This window comes from Prosthecochloris marina, assembly GCF_003182595.1.
Classification (GTDB): Bacteria; Bacteroidota; Chlorobiia; order Chlorobiales; family Chlorobiaceae; genus Prosthecochloris; species Prosthecochloris marina.
Genome location: NZ_PDNZ01000001.1, coordinates 391,377 through 407,706, shown reverse-complemented (window position 1 = coordinate 407,706; position 16,330 = coordinate 391,377). Strand labels below are relative to the sequence as shown.

At 46.5% G+C, this 16,330-nt stretch carries 18 protein-coding genes; 8 read left to right on the top strand and 10 right to left on the bottom strand.

What is annotated here, in order from left to right:
- Positions 1-13: 13 nt before the first annotated feature.
- The 3 genes from CR164_RS01905 (at position 14) to CR164_RS01895 (ending at position 2,561) form a co-directional block, all read left to right on the top strand.
- The gene (locus tag CR164_RS01905) at positions 14-1,081 is read left to right on the top strand and encodes a 3-deoxy-7-phosphoheptulonate synthase (RefSeq protein WP_110022214.1); all 1,068 of its coding nucleotides are present in this window, start codon (positions 14-16) and stop codon (positions 1,079-1,081) included.
- 50 nt (positions 1,082-1,131) lie between these two features.
- Positions 1,132-1,335 carry a YgaP family membrane protein gene (locus CR164_RS01900; RefSeq protein ID WP_110022213.1) on the top strand — a complete coding sequence of 68 codons (204 nt, stop codon included), beginning with the start codon at positions 1,132-1,134 and terminating at the stop codon, positions 1,333-1,335.
- A gap of 92 nt (positions 1,336-1,427) precedes the next feature.
- Positions 1,428-2,561 carry a GNAT family N-acetyltransferase gene (locus CR164_RS01895; RefSeq protein ID WP_110022212.1) on the top strand — a complete coding sequence of 378 codons (1,134 nt, stop codon included), beginning with the start codon at positions 1,428-1,430 and terminating at the stop codon, positions 2,559-2,561.
- A gap of 57 nt (positions 2,562-2,618) precedes the next feature.
- On the opposite strand, the gene CR164_RS01890 is transcribed toward CR164_RS01895, so the two are convergent.
- The 9 genes from CR164_RS01890 to CR164_RS01850 form a co-directional block, all read right to left on the bottom strand.
- Positions 2,619-3,269 carry an energy-coupling factor ABC transporter ATP-binding protein gene (locus CR164_RS01890; RefSeq protein ID WP_110022211.1) on the bottom strand — a complete coding sequence of 217 codons (651 nt, stop codon included), beginning with the start codon at positions 3,267-3,269 and terminating at the stop codon, positions 2,619-2,621.
- Positions 3,266-4,006, bottom strand: coding sequence for a cobalt ECF transporter T component CbiQ (gene cbiQ / locus CR164_RS01885; RefSeq protein WP_110022210.1), 741 nt, complete (start codon positions 4,004-4,006; stop codon positions 3,266-3,268). Before cbiQ ends, CR164_RS01890 begins: the two co-directional genes overlap by 4 nt.
- Entirely contained in the window at positions 3,996-4,481 is a 486-nt protein-coding gene (locus CR164_RS01880; protein WP_110022209.1) for a hypothetical protein, read from the bottom strand. Before CR164_RS01880 ends, cbiQ begins: the two co-directional genes overlap by 11 nt.
- Entirely contained in the window at positions 4,478-5,074 is a 597-nt protein-coding gene (cbiM, locus tag CR164_RS01875; RefSeq protein WP_110022208.1) for a cobalt transporter CbiM, read from the bottom strand. The genes CR164_RS01880 and cbiM overlap by 4 nt, the downstream gene beginning before the upstream one ends.
- A 51-nt stretch (positions 5,075-5,125) precedes the next feature.
- Entirely contained in the window at positions 5,126-5,929 is an 804-nt protein-coding gene (locus CR164_RS01870; RefSeq protein WP_110022207.1) for a DUF4198 domain-containing protein, read from the bottom strand.
- A gap of 57 nt (positions 5,930-5,986) precedes the next feature.
- Positions 5,987-6,448, bottom strand: coding sequence for a nickel-responsive transcriptional regulator NikR (nikR, locus tag CR164_RS01865; protein WP_110022206.1), 462 nt, complete (start codon positions 6,446-6,448; stop codon positions 5,987-5,989).
- Positions 6,449-6,977: 529 nt separating this feature from the next.
- Positions 6,978-7,646: a TorF family putative porin gene (locus CR164_RS01860; RefSeq protein ID WP_110022205.1), complete on the bottom strand. Its 669-nt coding sequence runs from the start codon at positions 7,644-7,646 to the stop codon at positions 6,978-6,980.
- Positions 7,647-7,739: 93 nt separating this feature from the next.
- On the bottom strand, positions 7,740-8,081 hold the full coding sequence (locus CR164_RS01855; protein ID WP_110022204.1) for a P-II family nitrogen regulator: 342 nt from the start codon (positions 8,079-8,081) through the stop codon (positions 7,740-7,742).
- A gap of 22 nt (positions 8,082-8,103) precedes the next feature.
- Positions 8,104-9,432, bottom strand: coding sequence for an ammonium transporter (locus tag CR164_RS01850; RefSeq protein ID WP_110022203.1), 1,329 nt, complete (start codon positions 9,430-9,432; stop codon positions 8,104-8,106).
- A 267-nt stretch (positions 9,433-9,699) separates the two neighbouring features.
- Here CR164_RS01850 and CR164_RS01845 point away from each other — a divergent pair, with 267 nt between their 5' ends.
- On the top strand, positions 9,700-10,128 hold the full coding sequence (locus CR164_RS01845) for an ATP-binding protein (protein WP_110022202.1): 429 nt from the start codon (positions 9,700-9,702) through the stop codon (positions 10,126-10,128).
- 196 nt (positions 10,129-10,324) lie between these two features.
- Positions 10,325-11,968, top strand: coding sequence for a glucose-6-phosphate isomerase (gene pgi / locus CR164_RS01840; RefSeq protein WP_110022301.1), 1,644 nt, complete (start codon positions 10,325-10,327; stop codon positions 11,966-11,968).
- A 276-nt stretch (positions 11,969-12,244) separates the two neighbouring features.
- On the opposite strand, the gene CR164_RS01835 is transcribed toward pgi, so the two are convergent.
- The gene (locus tag CR164_RS01835; protein WP_110022201.1) at positions 12,245-13,273 is read right to left on the bottom strand and encodes an FAD:protein FMN transferase; all 1,029 of its coding nucleotides are present in this window, start codon (positions 13,271-13,273) and stop codon (positions 12,245-12,247) included.
- Between the two features lie 365 nt (positions 13,274-13,638).
- Between CR164_RS01835 and CR164_RS01830 the strand changes: the two genes are divergently transcribed.
- The 3 genes from CR164_RS01830 (at position 13,639) to CR164_RS01820 (ending at position 16,251) form a co-directional block, all read left to right on the top strand.
- Positions 13,639-14,391, top strand: coding sequence for a trypsin-like serine peptidase (locus CR164_RS01830; protein ID WP_110022200.1), 753 nt, complete (start codon positions 13,639-13,641; stop codon positions 14,389-14,391).
- Positions 14,392-14,571: 180 nt separating this feature from the next.
- Positions 14,572-15,432 carry an NAD(P)H-binding protein gene (locus tag CR164_RS01825; protein WP_110022199.1) on the top strand — a complete coding sequence of 287 codons (861 nt, stop codon included), beginning with the start codon at positions 14,572-14,574 and terminating at the stop codon, positions 15,430-15,432.
- Positions 15,433-15,537: 105 nt separating this feature from the next.
- Positions 15,538-16,251: a methyltransferase family protein gene (locus tag CR164_RS01820; RefSeq protein ID WP_110022198.1), complete on the top strand. Its 714-nt coding sequence runs from the start codon at positions 15,538-15,540 to the stop codon at positions 16,249-16,251.
- The last annotated feature ends 79 nt before the right edge of the window (positions 16,252-16,330 follow it).

The window sequence follows — 16,330 nt, the reverse complement described above, 5'->3', positions numbered from 1 at the left end:
TTTTGTATAGCCAATGCACAGGTTACAAGATATACGAGTTTCCAATATTGCACGGTTAACGACTCCACGTAATCTCAAAGATAAACTCCAGGTAACCGGAGAGGTTGCCGATACGGTTGTTCAGGGGCGCCAAGAGGTGGAGAGCATTTTAACCGGTAAAGATTCAAGGCTTCTGGTAATCGTGGGGCCCTGTTCTATCCATGATATCAACGCGGCCATGGAATATGCCCGCAGATTGAAGGGGTTGCGTGAAGAGCTGAAAGACGATCTCTGCATTATCATGCGGGTATACTTTGAAAAACCCAGAACAACGATCGGTTGGAAAGGTTTTATCAACGATCCTCACCTTGACGGGTCTTTCGATATCGAGCATGGGCTTTATTATGCCCGGAAACTTTTGTTTGATATCAATGCGCTCGGCTTACCGGCTGCAACCGAATTCCTCGATCCTTTTACGCCTCAGTATGTTGCCGATCTTGTGAGTTGGGCTGCAATCGGTGCAAGAACAATCGAATCACAGACTCATCGTCAAATGGCAAGCGGGCTTTCGATGCCCGTCGGGTTCAAGAATTCAACCGACGGCCGGGTTCAGGTTGCAATAGATGCAATACGTTCGGCGATGCACTCACACAGTTTTCTGGGAATCGATCCTGACGGATACAGCAGTGTTATCACGACGACCGGTAACCCGTTTGGGCACATGGTGCTGCGAGGTGGTTCCGGACGCCCGAATTATGATGCCGATAATATAGCGGATGCTGAACGGCGTCTTGAAAAGGCGGAACTTTCAAAAAATCTTTTGGTTGATTGCAGCCATGCAAATTCGGGTAAAAAACATGAGCAGCAGTCAAAAGTATGGAACAGTATTATCGAGCAACGTGTGAGCGGTACTTTAAGCATTCTGGGGGTTATGATGGAAAGCAACCTGTTCTGCGGTAACCAACCGTTCCCTGACAATCCGGCCGGCTTACAGTACGGCGTTTCAATCACCGACGCCTGTATTTCCTGGGAAGAGACGGTGAAACTCTTGCGGGAAGGCGCAATGAAGCTTCATGCTGTCTCTTCAAATGCAGAAGCCTGATTTCTTTTTAGTACAAATACAAAACGCTTAACTTCAAAAGAAGTAACATTATGAATATAGATCGACTTGTTTTTGCCGTAGCAGGCTTTTTTATCATGGCAAGTGTGCTCTTGTCAGTATATCATAGCCAGTACTGGTTGTGGTTTACCGGATTCGTAGGATTGAACCTGTTTCAAGCTTCTTTTACCGGTTTTTGCCCTTTGGCTAAAATACTCAAGGCTGCCGGTGCCGAACCCGGCAACGCTTTTAAATAAGAGTATAGCCGAAAAAGCTAGTTTCAAGAGCCCCCTCTTTAAGGGGGTTTTTGTTTCATTGCTCTCTTTGTCAAATCCAATTTCACACTATTATGTCGGTTGAAATAAGGCGTGTTCAAAGCAAAAAAGAAAAAAAGAGCTTTATAAAATTTGCCTGGAAAGTCTACAGGAAAGACTCTGAACTCAAAAAATACTGGGTTCCTCCTGTTGTTGCAGATTACATGAAAACGTTGGACAAAGAGAAATATCCCCTCTATGATCATGCTGACATCGCTTTGTTTACCGCATGGAAAAACGGACGTATCGCCGGAACGATTGCAGCAGTTGAAAACAGAAGGCATAACGAGATCCATAAGGATAAAACGGGATTCTGGGGTTTTTTTGAATGTATCAACGATCAGGACGTTGCCAACGCGCTCTTTGACTCTGCTTCGCAGTGGTTGAAGGCAAAAGGGCTCGATGCGATGAGGGGGCCGGTCAGCCCTTCGATGAACGATCAGTGCGGTATGCTGGTCAAAGGTTTTGACAGTTCACCGGTGTTTTTAATGTTGTATAACCCTCCATACTACAACAACCTTGTCACCAATGCCGGCCATAAGATCGGCCAGGAACTGCTCGCGTGGTATATCGATCAAGATCTTATCGACATCAAACGTCTCAGCAGAATAGCCCAGCATGTCATGAAGCGGGAACAGCTTTCGATCAGAACCATAAACATGAAGGATTTTGACAACGAGGCTGCAAAGATAAGGGATATATACAACAGGTCATGGGAAAAGAACTGGGGTTTTGTCCCCATGACCGACAAGGAGTTCGATTTCATGGCTAAAAGCATGAAACAAGTTGCAAAGGAGCACTTCATCTACTTTGTGGAAGATAAAGAAGGCAGGCCCATAGGTTTTTCATTGACGTTACCCGATATGAACATTCCTCTCAAGCATGTAAACGGTAATCCGTTTACACCATGGGGACTTCTGAAATTTTGGTGGTACGGAAGAAATATTTCAGCGTTCAGGACAATCGTTATGGGCGTTTTGCCTGAGTACCGCAACAAGGGAATAGACAGTATCCTCAATGCCCAGATCTCCGAATATGGAGGAAAACATGGGCTTTATTCAAGTGAAATGAGCTGGGTGCTTAAATCCAATGAAGCGATGAGCAAGCTTGCGAAGGTTATCGGTGGAATTCCGTACAAAGAGTATGTTATTTACGAGAAGGAATTGTAAAGGTAAGTCAAAGGTCAAAATTCAAAAGTCAAAAAACGCAAAAGCTGACTGTAATTCTCAGCATTTTTCGAGCCGGTTGTTTGTCAGGAGGTATCGGCTGGTGCATATACGGTCGAGAAAATTTCTATCGTGAGATGAAACAAGCATTGTGCCCCTGAAACCCTCGAGATAGTTGAGTATTGTTTCGATTACTGTATCATCTATACCGGCGGTTGGCTCATCGAGCATCAAAAGGTCCGGTTCAGTTACCAGTGTGCCGGCAAGTGAGACAAGCCGTTTCTGCCCCCAGGAAAGGTGAAAGGGGACTCTTTTTTTTAGATGTGCTATCTGAAATGTATCACAAAGTGCGTCAACTTTTTGGCGAGCATCTTCTCGTGATATTCCCCGGTTCAGAAGTGCAAAGGCTATGTCTTCTTCGACGGTAGGGAGGAAAAGCTGATCATCCGGGTCCTGAAAAAGAAGCCCGATTTTCAACCGTGTTTTTCTGAACTCATCGGGTGTTTGCATTGCTTTTCCCCAGAGCGAAATACTGCCGGATGCCGGCTTGAGCAAGCCCGCTAACAGAAGGAACAAGGTACTTTTTCCTGAGCCGTTCGGAGCGCGTATACCTGCTTTTTCACCATTGACAATGGAAAGGCTCAGGCCATTGAAGACTTCTACATGACCAGGGTAGGAGAAACTCAGGTTTTCGACGGTGATGCAATTCATAGCAACACAATTAGCATGAACAGACAGCTCATGGCAGCCATGAAAATCAGGTCCCGCTGTTTCAACGTGAAGTGGGTGAGAAGTGGAAAATCTCCGTGAAAGTTTCTCATCACAAGCGCGTTGTATACCCTTTCGGAACGCTCATGGCTTTTAATGAAAAGCATGCCGGTAAAGAAAGCGTAAACTTTAATGGTATGGATACTCGTCGATGCGCGGAACCCTCGAGCCTCCAGCATACGAAGCATTTTTGAAAATTCATCAGCAATGACACCAATGTAACGGTAGAAAAAGTAGAACATCGTAACAAGTTTGCCCGGAACCCGAAGATGAAGCATGGCGTGGGAGAGAGCGATGATGGTACTGGTGCCGGGAAGTGCTATGGTATAAAGGGCTATTGCGTTAGTTTTAAGGGTTATCAGCAAAGGCAGTGTTACGCCTTGTCGGGATATATTCAAGGGCCCAATATTCCAGAAATGTTCCCCGGAAATGGTAAAAGGCATGGTGGCCCAAAGAAAAATCATAAACACGTTCACGGTGGCAAGTCTTTGGAGCAGCAGACGGCTGTAAATTCCGGCAACGGCTGCGAGAATGATGCCGCCGGCAAGAGATGCTGTAACCTGGAGGATGTCTTGACTCAATGCAGTCAGCAAAATCAGCGGTAGACAAGCAAGAAGCTTCATCCTTGGGTCGGTACTGTGAAGCGGGCTCCTGCCTTTTGAGAATGCTTCAATCTGCATGGCGTTGTTTCCAGAGATACAAAAAGCTGAAAAAAGCCACTATGGCTACGAGCCCTGCTGCAATGGCCGTAGTCTTGTTTTTCACACCGGGAGTGTGGATGTTTTCCGTCGAGGCAGCCTGTTCATTTTTCTTGTTCCAGGTCCAGCTTGCCCGGTGTCCCTGTCCGGCGTCGAGAACAACCTTTATCGGCACCTTTTTTTCAAGAGATATCGTGAATGTTCCCTTGCGGGATGTAACACATGAAGCGAGAAGATTGCCGTTTTCAAGGTCATAAACCCTTATCGAGCTGTTTTGTGCAGGATTACCTCCGGAAAAATACCCTTCGCCATGAAGTTCAGTACCTTCATACCAGCAGAAAAGATTGACTTTATGGGCAAGAGCATTGGGTGAGGTAAGCAGAAATATTGCCAGAAAGAAAAAAAATAGAGAGCTTCCCGGCAAAACTTGCACAGAGGGTTGCAGTATATTTTTCATGAAGTAAGTATTTCCGGTTTGACCCTTTCGATGAACCGAAGAGCAAGGGCCGTGATCATGCCGTCAACGATCATAAGGGGGAGGTTTGCTGCAAAAACAAGCTTTGCTGCAGGTATGAACGGTTCCCCGGCAGTCACGAGAGAAAAACTTAAAAGCAGCGCGCTCAAAAAAACAGAAACAAATCCGCTGAAAAAGCCGGTTAGAAGCACAGAGATTTTTTTGCTCGACAGAAAAGGGGAAAAAATAAGAAAACAGGCAAGGGCTGGTAGCGCCATATTGAACGTATTGATGCCGAGAGTTGTAATGCCGCCGAACTGAAACAGCAGCGCCTGCAATAGCAGTGCTATCCCGATTGCGATGAAGCATGACCATCCGGTAAGAAGTCCGATAAATCCATTCATGACAAGATGGATGTTTGTCGGTCCCAACGGTATGTGGATGAATGAGGCGATGAAAAAGGTCGATGAGAGCATGGCGGTTTTAACCATCTGCTGATCTTCTATTTTTTTCAAGCCAATCGCAACTCCCAATGCGCTTGCAGCATAGCCTCCGGCGAGAGTCGCCCATGGTAAAATTCCTTCTGAAATGTGCATGCTGCTCTTGCTTGTTGGCTTGAAAGCCCAATAGGCGCTTAGTGAAGAATTTTATTTGAAATCCTCTGCTTTGACCCACAATACCGCACCGATCTCAACAGGTTTGGGTTCGCCATCATGCATGATGGTTCTGCTGTCTGTAGAGAGGGCGGCAAAACCCCACCAGCCCGTTTTCGGGATGGCGTAGGAAAAGACCCCGTTTTTATCGGTTTTGACTACCTGTGTTATAAAGGGAGGTTTCGGTGCGGAGTTTTCACCGCTCTGATTGAAATATTCCACTTCGACTTCGCTGAATGGAGAAGGTTTTCCATCGACCTTGACAATGCCCTGGAAGACATTGCCGGTATAAAGCCCGTAGGGCCGTGTAAGGGGAATTATTTCGGTTTTCAGGCCAAGTTCCGAATCCCAGCCATCCTCTTTGCCGAAAGCGTTTACGATAACTTTCGTGTAATGAACGATATAGCTGTCTTCAGCCGGTTCCCAGTAGGGTTTGGGTTCCATAAAAAATATGTGATCTCCGGGGTGTTTCACCGTATAATAAGCCCGCCATGCACGATTGGGAGAGGAATCGGCATACATGGTCAGGTTATGAGTCTTGAGCAGAGGGGTGAGCTGTTTTTTTCTGCCTTCACTGAAAACCCCGAACAGTTCCGGTTTTTCCATGTTCATTGATTGCCCTTCAAAAGGATGAGCGAACATGATGTTTACCGTCAGCGATGATTGACTCTGTTTTTCAACAATGTCTTCGGATGGAATGACCATGCCGAAATGAGCGTAAGCTTTTATCGGAACGAATACTATTGTAAAAAGGGTTAGAGCCACCAGTGATTTCCATAACAAGGTTGTATTTTTCATACCTGGTTTATTTCTACAGTTCAAAAAACCTGAGCCTACCGTTTCGAAATCAAAAAATCATGTTGCTTCTGTTGTAGCTTCATGGCTTTTTAATCTTGATTTTTGACTTATACGTGAGTTTCCTTCTCCGATAACGCTCATCACGAGTTCTCCATGAATTATGCCTTTGACGGCAATCAGCTTGTCGGCAATTTCCTGCAATTCTCTCGCTTTACCTTTAAGCGTTATGGTTTCCATGCAGTGGCTGTGATCAAGATGAACGTGTTGGCTGCAGAGCACAAGATGATGATAATTGTGTTGTATCGTTGTCAGCTTGTTTTGCAGATTGGGTTTGTGATGGTCGTAGACAATGACAAGGCAGCCACTTACCTCCTGGTTACTTTTCCATTGTTCCTCTGTAAGATGCTTGTGGATAAGAAAACGTATTGCCCGAGACCGGTTGGGAAAAGCATGCGTTTCAACCAGCTTATCCAGCTCGTCCAGAAGCTCATCTTCCAGTGAGACGCCAAATCGTTTCATCGGTCAACATGACTATAGCGTTGTTGAGGAGGCACTGTTGATTCAGCAGGCAGGTCCGAAAATGACCAAAGAAAAAACTCAGAGTCCTGCATCACTTTTCAAACCTTGAATGTTTCTTGAATTCTTAATCCGGATAACAGTTTCTTTGCATCGTGTAGCAAAATGTCACTTGCTTTTCGGTTACAAGATAAGGTAACACATTTTTGAAAAAGGTGCTACCCTGTAGGGCGGTGTTGTTATGTGCAGAAAAAGAGAGGCTGTCTCAAAAGAACTGCTTCACGACTATCGATCACCGTGAATGCGTTTTCGGTAGAAAGTCATGCCGCACTTGATGCGGCATCCATACTGACTTCCATTGAATGATGGATCCCCGGGTCAAGCCCGAGGATGACTGCATAAAGATAAGTTGTATGACTAATGAGACTACTTGTCTCTTGTGGGGGAAACTATGCCTGCCGGGAGCGGGTACTGTTACTGGTGCAGCACTAACGGAGAAATTTTGCTCACGACAGGCAGATGTTTCCGATTGTCATGGCTGTAAGGTTACGCCGACAATAAGCCAGGATGTTTCCAGATCCGGGTTGACGATATAGGATGCCGAAAAGATATCTTTCGACACACTCAGTCCTACATTGACAATATCGAAATCACCAGAGGCATCGCTGTCATTTGTGTACATGCCGTCACCACCCCCTACAAAGAGGGAGGCACTGTAGTCATCTTTGTCATAAAAATTGTAGCCTGCTTCGAAGTACATCGAATTGTCATCGTCGCCGCTTACGTTGACGGCACCGAACAGGTTGAATTTATCGGCATCGAATCCGGCAGCGAGTTCGACTGTGTGACTTCCGTCGTCACCCCAGTTGAAATAGTCGTCAAAGCCTCCGGTCGGAAAAAAGTAGTCGGTTACGGTGAAGCTGAAAGAATCGCCAATCGGAACGGTGACATAAAGGTCCGCTTCACTCGCATCGTCATCGCTGATATCATATGAACCCCATGCACCGACCTCGATTCCAATACCGGGAAACGTATAGCTTAGCCATGGCTGCGCAGCGATGCCATCCCCGAACTGGGTGCCCCTCCACACATATCTGCTCACGACATCGGCACCAATGTCAAAGCCTTCGGCTTTAACGGTTCCGGTAAACAAAAGCACAAGACCGACAATGAGGGTAAAGAATTTGGATGTTTTTTTCATGATTGAACTTCCTTTTCGAGTATTGATTGAGTGTTGCTGTTGTTGATTCCCCGGAAAACCCTTTTCCAAAAGGTTTTCCGGGTTTTTTTGTGATTAACCGATAGCATCGTTGCCTGTCTCTTCTGTGCGTATCCTGATGCATTTCGGCAGATCGAAGACGAAGATCTTTCCATCTCCGATTTCTCCTGTTTTGGCTCCCTTGATAATGGCGTCTATTGTTTTCTGCTCGAACTCTTCATTGACGCCGATTTCGAGTTTTATTTTTTTCAGGAGATTGATCTCGCTGGGAACTCCGCGGTAAACCTCTGTATATCCGCCCTGAGCTCCGCAACCCAGAACATTTGTTACGGTCATTTTATAGATTCCTGCTTCAGCAAGGGCGGCCTTGACGTCCGGCAGCTTGTGAGGCTGGATCATTGCTACAATGTATTTCATGATATTGGCTCCTGTTTAGGCGTTACTGGTTTGAAAATATCTGGAAACCGTGGTAGGCTTCTTCCTCATGTTCGGAAATATCGAGGCCTTTCATTTCTTCGTCTCTGGATACTCTCAAAATGCCGGCAGCCTTGAGAATCAGGAAGAGCACCAACATGGTTGCAAATCCCCAAAGCGGAATGGCGATTGAACCGATAATCTGGGCAACAATCGGGTGTCCGCCGAAAATGCCGGTGGCAATTCCGCCCCAGATTCCATTGAGGCCGTGTACCGGCCATGCACCGACAGGATCATCGATTTTCAGCATGTCAAGCAGCTTGACACCGGCAACAATCAGGATACCGGCAACTGCACCTATAATGATCGCCTCATTGTAGGTGACCGAGTCACAGTTCGCAGTGATACCGACAAGTCCCCCGAGTACGCCGTTCATTGCCATGGTGAGGTCAGGTTTTTTAAACACGGTCCATGCAGCGAGCATCGCAAACACAGCACCGGCCGCCGCTGCAAGGAGTGTGTTTGTTGCAATAATCATCACGATATTCGTGTTATCCGCACCTGCAATCGCAAGTTGGCTTCCCGGGTTGAATCCAAACCACCCGATAAGCAGTATGAAGACTCCTAATGTGCTCATGGCAAGGTTATGGCCCGGAAGAGCATTCGGTGAGCCGTCGGGGTTGAAACGTCCAATACGCGGTCCGAGAACGATTGCAGCGGCAAGACCCGCAAAACCACCCAGGGCGTGAACCACCAGTGAGCCTGCAAAATCATAAAACCCGAGTTCGTTCAACCATCCGCCTCCCCATTTCCAGAAACCGCTTATCGGATAGATGATAGCGGTGATGACGGCGGAATAGATCAGGTATGCTTCAAACTTCATTCTCCCTGCAACCGCACCTGACACAATTGTGGCTGCAGTTGCTGCGAAAGCTACCTGAAAGAGAAAGTCAACAGCAGGATGTAGGTTTCCTCCTACTGCTTCAGGTGCTTCCGAGCCGATGCCGAACCCGCCGAATCCAAACCAGCCTCCTGTGAAAGCGTCGCCAGGATACATGAGTCCGTAGCCGATGATAAAGAACAACAATGCCCCGACCGAAAGGTCCATCATGTTTTTGAACAAGATGTTGACCGTGTTTTTCGCCGAGTTTAGTCCGGCCTCGACCATGGCGAATCCTGCCTGCATAAACAGGACGAGAACCGCTGCGATGAAAAGGAACATGTTGTCAATGGCATAGGCATTGATGCTTCCAGCATCAACGCTCTCGGCGGCAAGCAGCGGTGGTCCGGGAATGATTCCCGCCACCAGCAGGCCGCATGAGACCAGGCCGAGTGATGTTACTGATGATTTCATGCGTGTTTTTTTTGAGTTGTTTAAATGATTCAGGTTGTTTTCCCTCTTCCCATAAATTTCTTAGAAGAAATTCTGTCAACAATATAAATTTTTAATAAAAAAATACAAATGTGTAAGATTTTTTTATGAGAAAACGTCTTTTGGGTTTAAAAAATAAGGCGAGTCTTATCAGGCTGGAAATTGGTGGTTGTGTTCAAGACTCTTTCGTTGTAACTTTTCTGCGGTAAGAACCTCGAAGTTGGAAAAAGAAAGATCTGCACTTCTTTTATGGAGGCATGCAAGGCATACAATCTTTTGCTTTCAAGCAGTTATGATGAATTCCTGAAGCTTCAGGACTTTCTTGAGGTGATGTCTGAGCGTGAAGGGTTCAGTGAAGAGTTCTTTCAGGAGCTTTCGTTTGTGGTCAAGGAAGCATTTGTCAATGCAGTGAAGCATGGCAACGCCGGGAATAAAGCTGCTGTCGTCGGCCTGGGGTTCGAGTCTCTTCGTGAACCTGATGCCAGAACTTTGTTTATCGAAGTTGCAGATGCCGGAAGTGGTTTTGCAGTGCACGAAATTCACGACCCGACAAGTTCTGGCTTACTCATGGAACCGTCGGGTAGAGGGGTTTTTCTCATGCGTGCGTTTGCCGAAATAATTGGTCAGGAGAATTTCGAGAACGGTTGGAAATTACGCCTGAAGATGAGGCCGTATTAAGAAATAGTGACAAGAAACAAGTGACGAGTGACCAGGGGGGGAGTCAATAGGCAGTCTTCAGGAGGCGGTCGGCAAAGGACAAAAAGATGTATTACGTGTTAGGTGTTACATAAAAAAATAAAGCGGGGCCAGACTCGTTGGGATGCCTGCCTGGTTCAATGCGACGAAAATACCTCAACAATTCAACAATATTTCTATGAGTATACAAAACAGCCCGGCCTGGAAGGCTTTGGCATCGCATAAACAGGACGTTGAAAGACTGCATATGAAAGAACTCTTTGCAGATGATGCAGAGAGGTTTGAGCGTTTCTCGATTCGAACCGGTGATCTTTTGCTCGATTACTCGAAAAACAGAATCAACGGAAAAACGATAAAGCTTTTGAATTCTCTGGCAGAAGAAGCCGATGTCGAGGGTTATCGCGCAAAAATGTTTGCCGGAAGAAAAATTAATTTTACCGAACAAAGGGCGGTTCTTCACACGGCACTTCGCCAGCCGGAGAGTTTTAGAATGGAGCTCGACGGGCAGACCATTGGATGTGATGTAAGGGAAGTTCTTGCCCAGATGAGGAGTTTCTGTGGGCTTATTCTTTCGGGTGAATGGAAAGGATACAGCGGGAAGGCAATCACCGATGTAGTCAACATCGGGATTGGTGGATCGGACCTTGGGCCTTATATGGTGACAGAGGCACTTAGACCCTTTGCTGATGGGGCGGTCAAGGTTCATTTTGTGTCCAACATCGACGGGACGCATATTATTGAAACATTGCGGGGACTTGATGCTGATACAACACTGTTCATCATTGCTTCAAAAACATTTACCACACAGGAAACCCTTACCAACGCGCATACTGCAAGAAAATGGTTTCTCGATAAGGCCGTTGATGAATCGTTCATCGCCCGGCATTTTGTTGCAGTTTCAACCAACCAGGAAAAAGTTGAGGAGTTCGGCATCGATGCCCATAACATGTTCCGTTTCTGGGATTGGGTTGGTGGGCGTTATTCCCTCTGGTCATCCATCGGCCTTGCCATTGCCTTGTACGTCGGGTTCGAAAGGTTTACCGAACTGCTTGCGGGTGCGCATGCGATGGACGAGCATTTTCTTACGGCTCCATTTGAAAACAATATTCCAGTTCTTTTAGCCCTTCTTGGTATCTGGTACAACAACTTTTTTGATGTCCATTCCCATGCCGTGATTCCTTATGATCAGTATCTGCACCGTCTCCCGGCCTATCTTCAGCAGCTCGATATGGAAAGCAACGGTAAAAGAATCGACAGGGAAGGTGATGAAGTCGGATATGCTACGGGTCCGGTGATCTGGGGCGAGCCTGGAACCAACTCTCAGCATGCCTTTTTCCAACTGCTGCATCAGGGGCCGAACTTCATACCCGTTGACTTTATAGTGCCTCTTAAAAGCCAGAATCAGGCGGGGAAACATCATGATATCCTGCTTGCCAACTGTTTTGCCCAGACTGAAGCGCTGATGCGGGGAAAAACTGCAAAAGAGGCGGAGAAAGAGATGCGCGATGCAGGTATGCCGGAAGAGCGGATCGAACAGCTTTTGCCTCATAAACTGTTTCCCGGCAATCGCCCGACAAACACCCTCGTTTTTTCGGAAATCAACCCATTCAACCTCGGCAGCCTGATCGCGATGTATGAGCATAAGGTATTCGTGCAGGGCGTGATATGGAGGATCAACTCGTTCGACCAGTGGGGCGTCGAACTCGGCAAGCAGCTTGCTAAAGCAATTTTGCCGGAAATTCAGGGAGAGCAAGATGCCAAAACGCATGACTCATCGACCAACGGGTTGATTAACTTATACCGTCAGTCCAGAGGTTCATAAACCTGCTATGCTATTCAGGAGTTTCGTTGATCCCGATTTGTCTGTCGCGATCGGGATTCAGGTGAGCATTTCTCTCAAAAGCAGTGATCTCTCTTTTTTAGTCATCCCCGGGCCTGACCTGTGAAATCCAAAACCACTATTTCACAGGTCTTACCCGGTGATCGATCTTTTTCCCAACCGCAATATGGATGCCGGATCAAGTCCGGCATGACTGCCTGTAGGGCATTTGGCTTTTCCTTTTCAGTCATTCCCGTGCTTGACACGGGAATCCATCGTTTACTTTTTTCTTATTTCCTCGATAAACTCACCGATATTCGGGCTTTTGAAAATCCCGTCTTTGGCGTCGATCAAAATGAAGGCAAGTGACGGGTCCTGCTCGACAATGTGCAGGGCATTTTCATGTCCGAGAATGAAGAACGCCGTGGCGTAAGCATCGGCTTTTGCCGGATCCTCCGAAAACACCGTAACGCTTTTGATTCCTCGGGTAGGATAGCCGGTTTTCAGGTCGATGATGTGGTGGTAACGGATGCCTTCGTGCACAAAATAGCTTTCATAATCACCGCTCGTCGCGATGCCACAGGCTTTGATGACACCGAATGCAATCAGTGGCGTCTTTTGTTTCGTATCGGGATTTTTGATGCCTGACGTCCATTGCCGCTCACCCTTTTTTCCCTTGACATAGAGATCACCTCCAGCATTGATGATATAGTTATCGATACCGTACCTTTCCAGCACTTCGCCGGCACGCAAAGCGGCATACCCTTTTGCGATTCCCCCGAAACCTATTTCCATGCCCATCTTTTTCAGGAGAAGGGTTTTTTGCAGAGTATCGAGATCGATCTGCTTGTAATCGATCAGGGTCAGAACTTTTCGAATGCTGTCAAGAGGAGGCGGAGAGGTTCTTTCCTTGACATTCCAGAGCCTGCCGATCGGTTTGAATGTTACATCGAATGCTCCTTCCGTTATGCGGGCTATTTCCAGTGCCTTCTTTGTTACCGTTATAACGGACTGAGGAACCCTAACGGATCCAACCCCGGCTTGCCGGTTGACCTCGGAAACCGGACTCGCTGGCTGCCACTCGCTCAGCTCCGACTCCAGCTCTGCAATTTCACGGAATGCGGTATCAAACGCTTCCTTCGCTTTCTCCTCTGCATCACCTTCCGCGACCGCCTTGATCTTCATCACCGTTCCCATCATCACTTTTTCCTGCTCGTAGATGCGGAGGCCGCTGTCCGTACCGGAGCAGGAGAGAAGAGTCAGAGAAAGCAGTAAAAATGGAAGGGTATGGTTGAGGCAATTGCGCATGCTATGTTTTTTTAAGGAATTTTCGTGTTTTTGGTGTATTTGTAAGACAAAAAAATAAAAATAATTAACGTCACTTGTTGTGATCAAGATGCAGATTATTGTCTGAGTGGGGAAACTTTTTTTGCTTTTTCGTTCATTGGCCAGGAAGGTTGGGTCGTGATGAGAACGGAAAGATGGTTTTGATAGTCTAAAGCTGAAAAAGAATGTTGTACATGATAGTAAACGGAGAGTGTAAAGGTGAAATACGGTGTGTTATGTGTGTGTATATTATGAAAAATCTGTAGTATAGATGATGTTTTAATTTTGGGGTATGTAATCCGGGCAACATGCTTAAAGTTCATGATACAACAGAAGGAGTGTAGCTGATGTTGGAGTTAACGCAGCAAGAGGCGGAAGAGATGGTTTTCTCAAATTGGATAGAATCTACAACTGATTTTGATGAAGAAGATATTACTCCACGGTATTATCGGACCGAAGAAGATCTTACTGCTAAGGCTGTTTGCGGAGGCGATGACCGAATCAAGGTGACAACCACCACCACGATGCCTTATAAGGCCATATGTAAGCTTTATATGAAATCTCCATCCGGGAAGAAGAATTACATAGGTACAGGTTGGCTAACTCATACCAACAAACTGTATACAGCAGGCCACTGTGTATATGACCGAAAAGAAAAGGGATGGATGAAATCGATCATCGTAGTCCCTGGTAAATCCGGAAAGGCCGAACCATACGGGCGTTACTATGCAAGTGCTTTTACAACAACACGTGGTTGGAAAGAAAAAGGTATTCCACGTTACGACATGGGGGCGATAAAGATCGGTTCTGATGTGAGTCATTCTGATGTTTTAACCCCAATGCTTGAAGATCCTGTTCGTGGTGAAATATGTGGTTATCCCGCTGATAGGGATACCGGAATATTTCAATATCGCATGGAGGACTCACTAAGGAAAGCCGGGGGGCAGTTCAAGTACATGCTCGATACTTATGGTGGGCAGAGTGGCTCTCCGCTTCTTAAAGACCGAAGCGTAGCAGTTGGTATACATAATTACGGTGGATGTCCGAATAGTGCTTCGGATTTGTATCAGCTATTTGTTAACACGGTTGATCAGTGGTAAAACAGCAAAGCGGGAATCACAGTGGCTTTGTTACGTTCAGGGTCTGACAAGAAAGGAGAATTACCTGCAATACGAAGAGCATTGGCTGAGAAATTCGTTGAAGAGTTTGGTTTGCTTTATGGGTATGGATGATGATGGGCATGAATTGATTAAACGGCAATTCTTTTTGGGGAGGGCGAATTGAAAGTAGCAATAACCGCTGCGAGCGGAAAACTTGGAACGGAAATCGTTGAAGCCACCGCTGCTTTGTTGTCGAATGAAAACGTGATTGGATTAGCGCGGAGTCCGGAGAAAGCCAAGCACCTGAACATCGAAATCCGTCCCGTAAACTACAATGACAAAGAAGTCTTGGTTAAGTCATTGCAATCCGTTGATGTGGTTTTGTTGGTTTCCGGCATCGATGTTCCTGATAAGCGCATCGAGCAACACAGAAATGTGATTCAAGCGGCCAAAGAAAACGGAGTCAGAAAAATAGTCTACACCAGCATTCAAGGAGCAAAGGAAAACACAGCCTTCTCGCCCATTGTTCAATCCAATCGACAAACCGAACAAGATATTCGAAACAGCGAAATGGATTGGGTTATCGGACGCAACGGGATCTATATCGAGCCTGATATTGAATATGTCGACGTCTACGAAGAAAAGGGAGGAATTGTAAACTGCGCCGGTTCCGGTAAGTGCGGCTACACGACACGACCAGAACTCGCGTATGCCTATGCGCGAATGATAACCGATGACGAGCATAACGGTAGAACCTACAATTTGCATGGCGAAGCTATCACTCAGCGGCAGCTTGCTGAGTACCTCAACTATGCCTTTAGTACTACGTTGACCTACACATCAACTTCGGTGGAAGAGTTCCGACAGGACCGAATAGATGAACTAGGTGAGTTTTTAGGTTCGATCATCGCCGGCATATACCAAGGTATTCGAGAGGGAGCTTTCGACAATCCAAGTCATTATGCAGAAGCTGCCGGTAAGGGCCATGCAAGCTGGCAGGAGTTTTTTGATGCCATCAGAGCGAACGAGTCCTCGGTGTAGTACAAAGCGTTGAGTTCCGGAGGTATACTAACCATCCGTTCTGCACAACACTTGATTTCAGATCGATAAAATGTCGTGTTTTTTTGAAAATGTCAGCTGATTTTCATGTTTGTCAACAATAACTCCATTACTCCTGCAGTCAGGATTGGTATCGTCAGGCGTTTCATCCAAATTCTGGTTTTGTTCGGTATCCTTTCAGCAGTTCTCCTTTTCTCGTCCGGACACACTGATTGGCTATGGGCCTGGGTTTTCATCGGTATATACATTGGTAGCACGGTTTTCAACTCGATAGCTCTTCTCAAGCGGAGACCGGAGATCATTGCTGAACGCAGTATGACCCAAATAGAGCATGGCTGGGAGAAATTGATCGGTGGACTTTGGGCGCTATTGTATTTTCTTGCTGTTCCATTGATAGCAGGTCTTGATATGCGTTATGGGTGGAGTGCTGATATACCCTTAAACGTTCATATTGTCGGGGTAATCTGCTTTTTTGCCGGCACTGGATTATTCAGTTGGGCCCTTCTCGAAAATGCTTTCTTTACAACAGCGTCTCGTATTCAGAAAGAGCGGGGGCAAACGGTGTGCATGTCCGGTCCTTATCAGTACATTCGTCATCCCGGCTATCTTGGTGCTATCATCCAGAGTTTCGCTGCTCCGATGCTTTTAGGCTCGTTCTGGGCGCTCATACCCGGGTTTCTGTCCGCCCTCCTGATGATTGTAAGGACGAAAATGGAAGACAAGATGTTACGACAGGAGCTCATTGGTTACGAAGCTTACGCACAACGAACGAAGTATCGAGTATTTCCCGGTATCTGGTGAAATAGGAAGCATCCTGTAGTGAAGCCATCAGATACAAACTTCTAGCGTGTTAAAATAATCCCGTTAAGTGCCTCGAAAA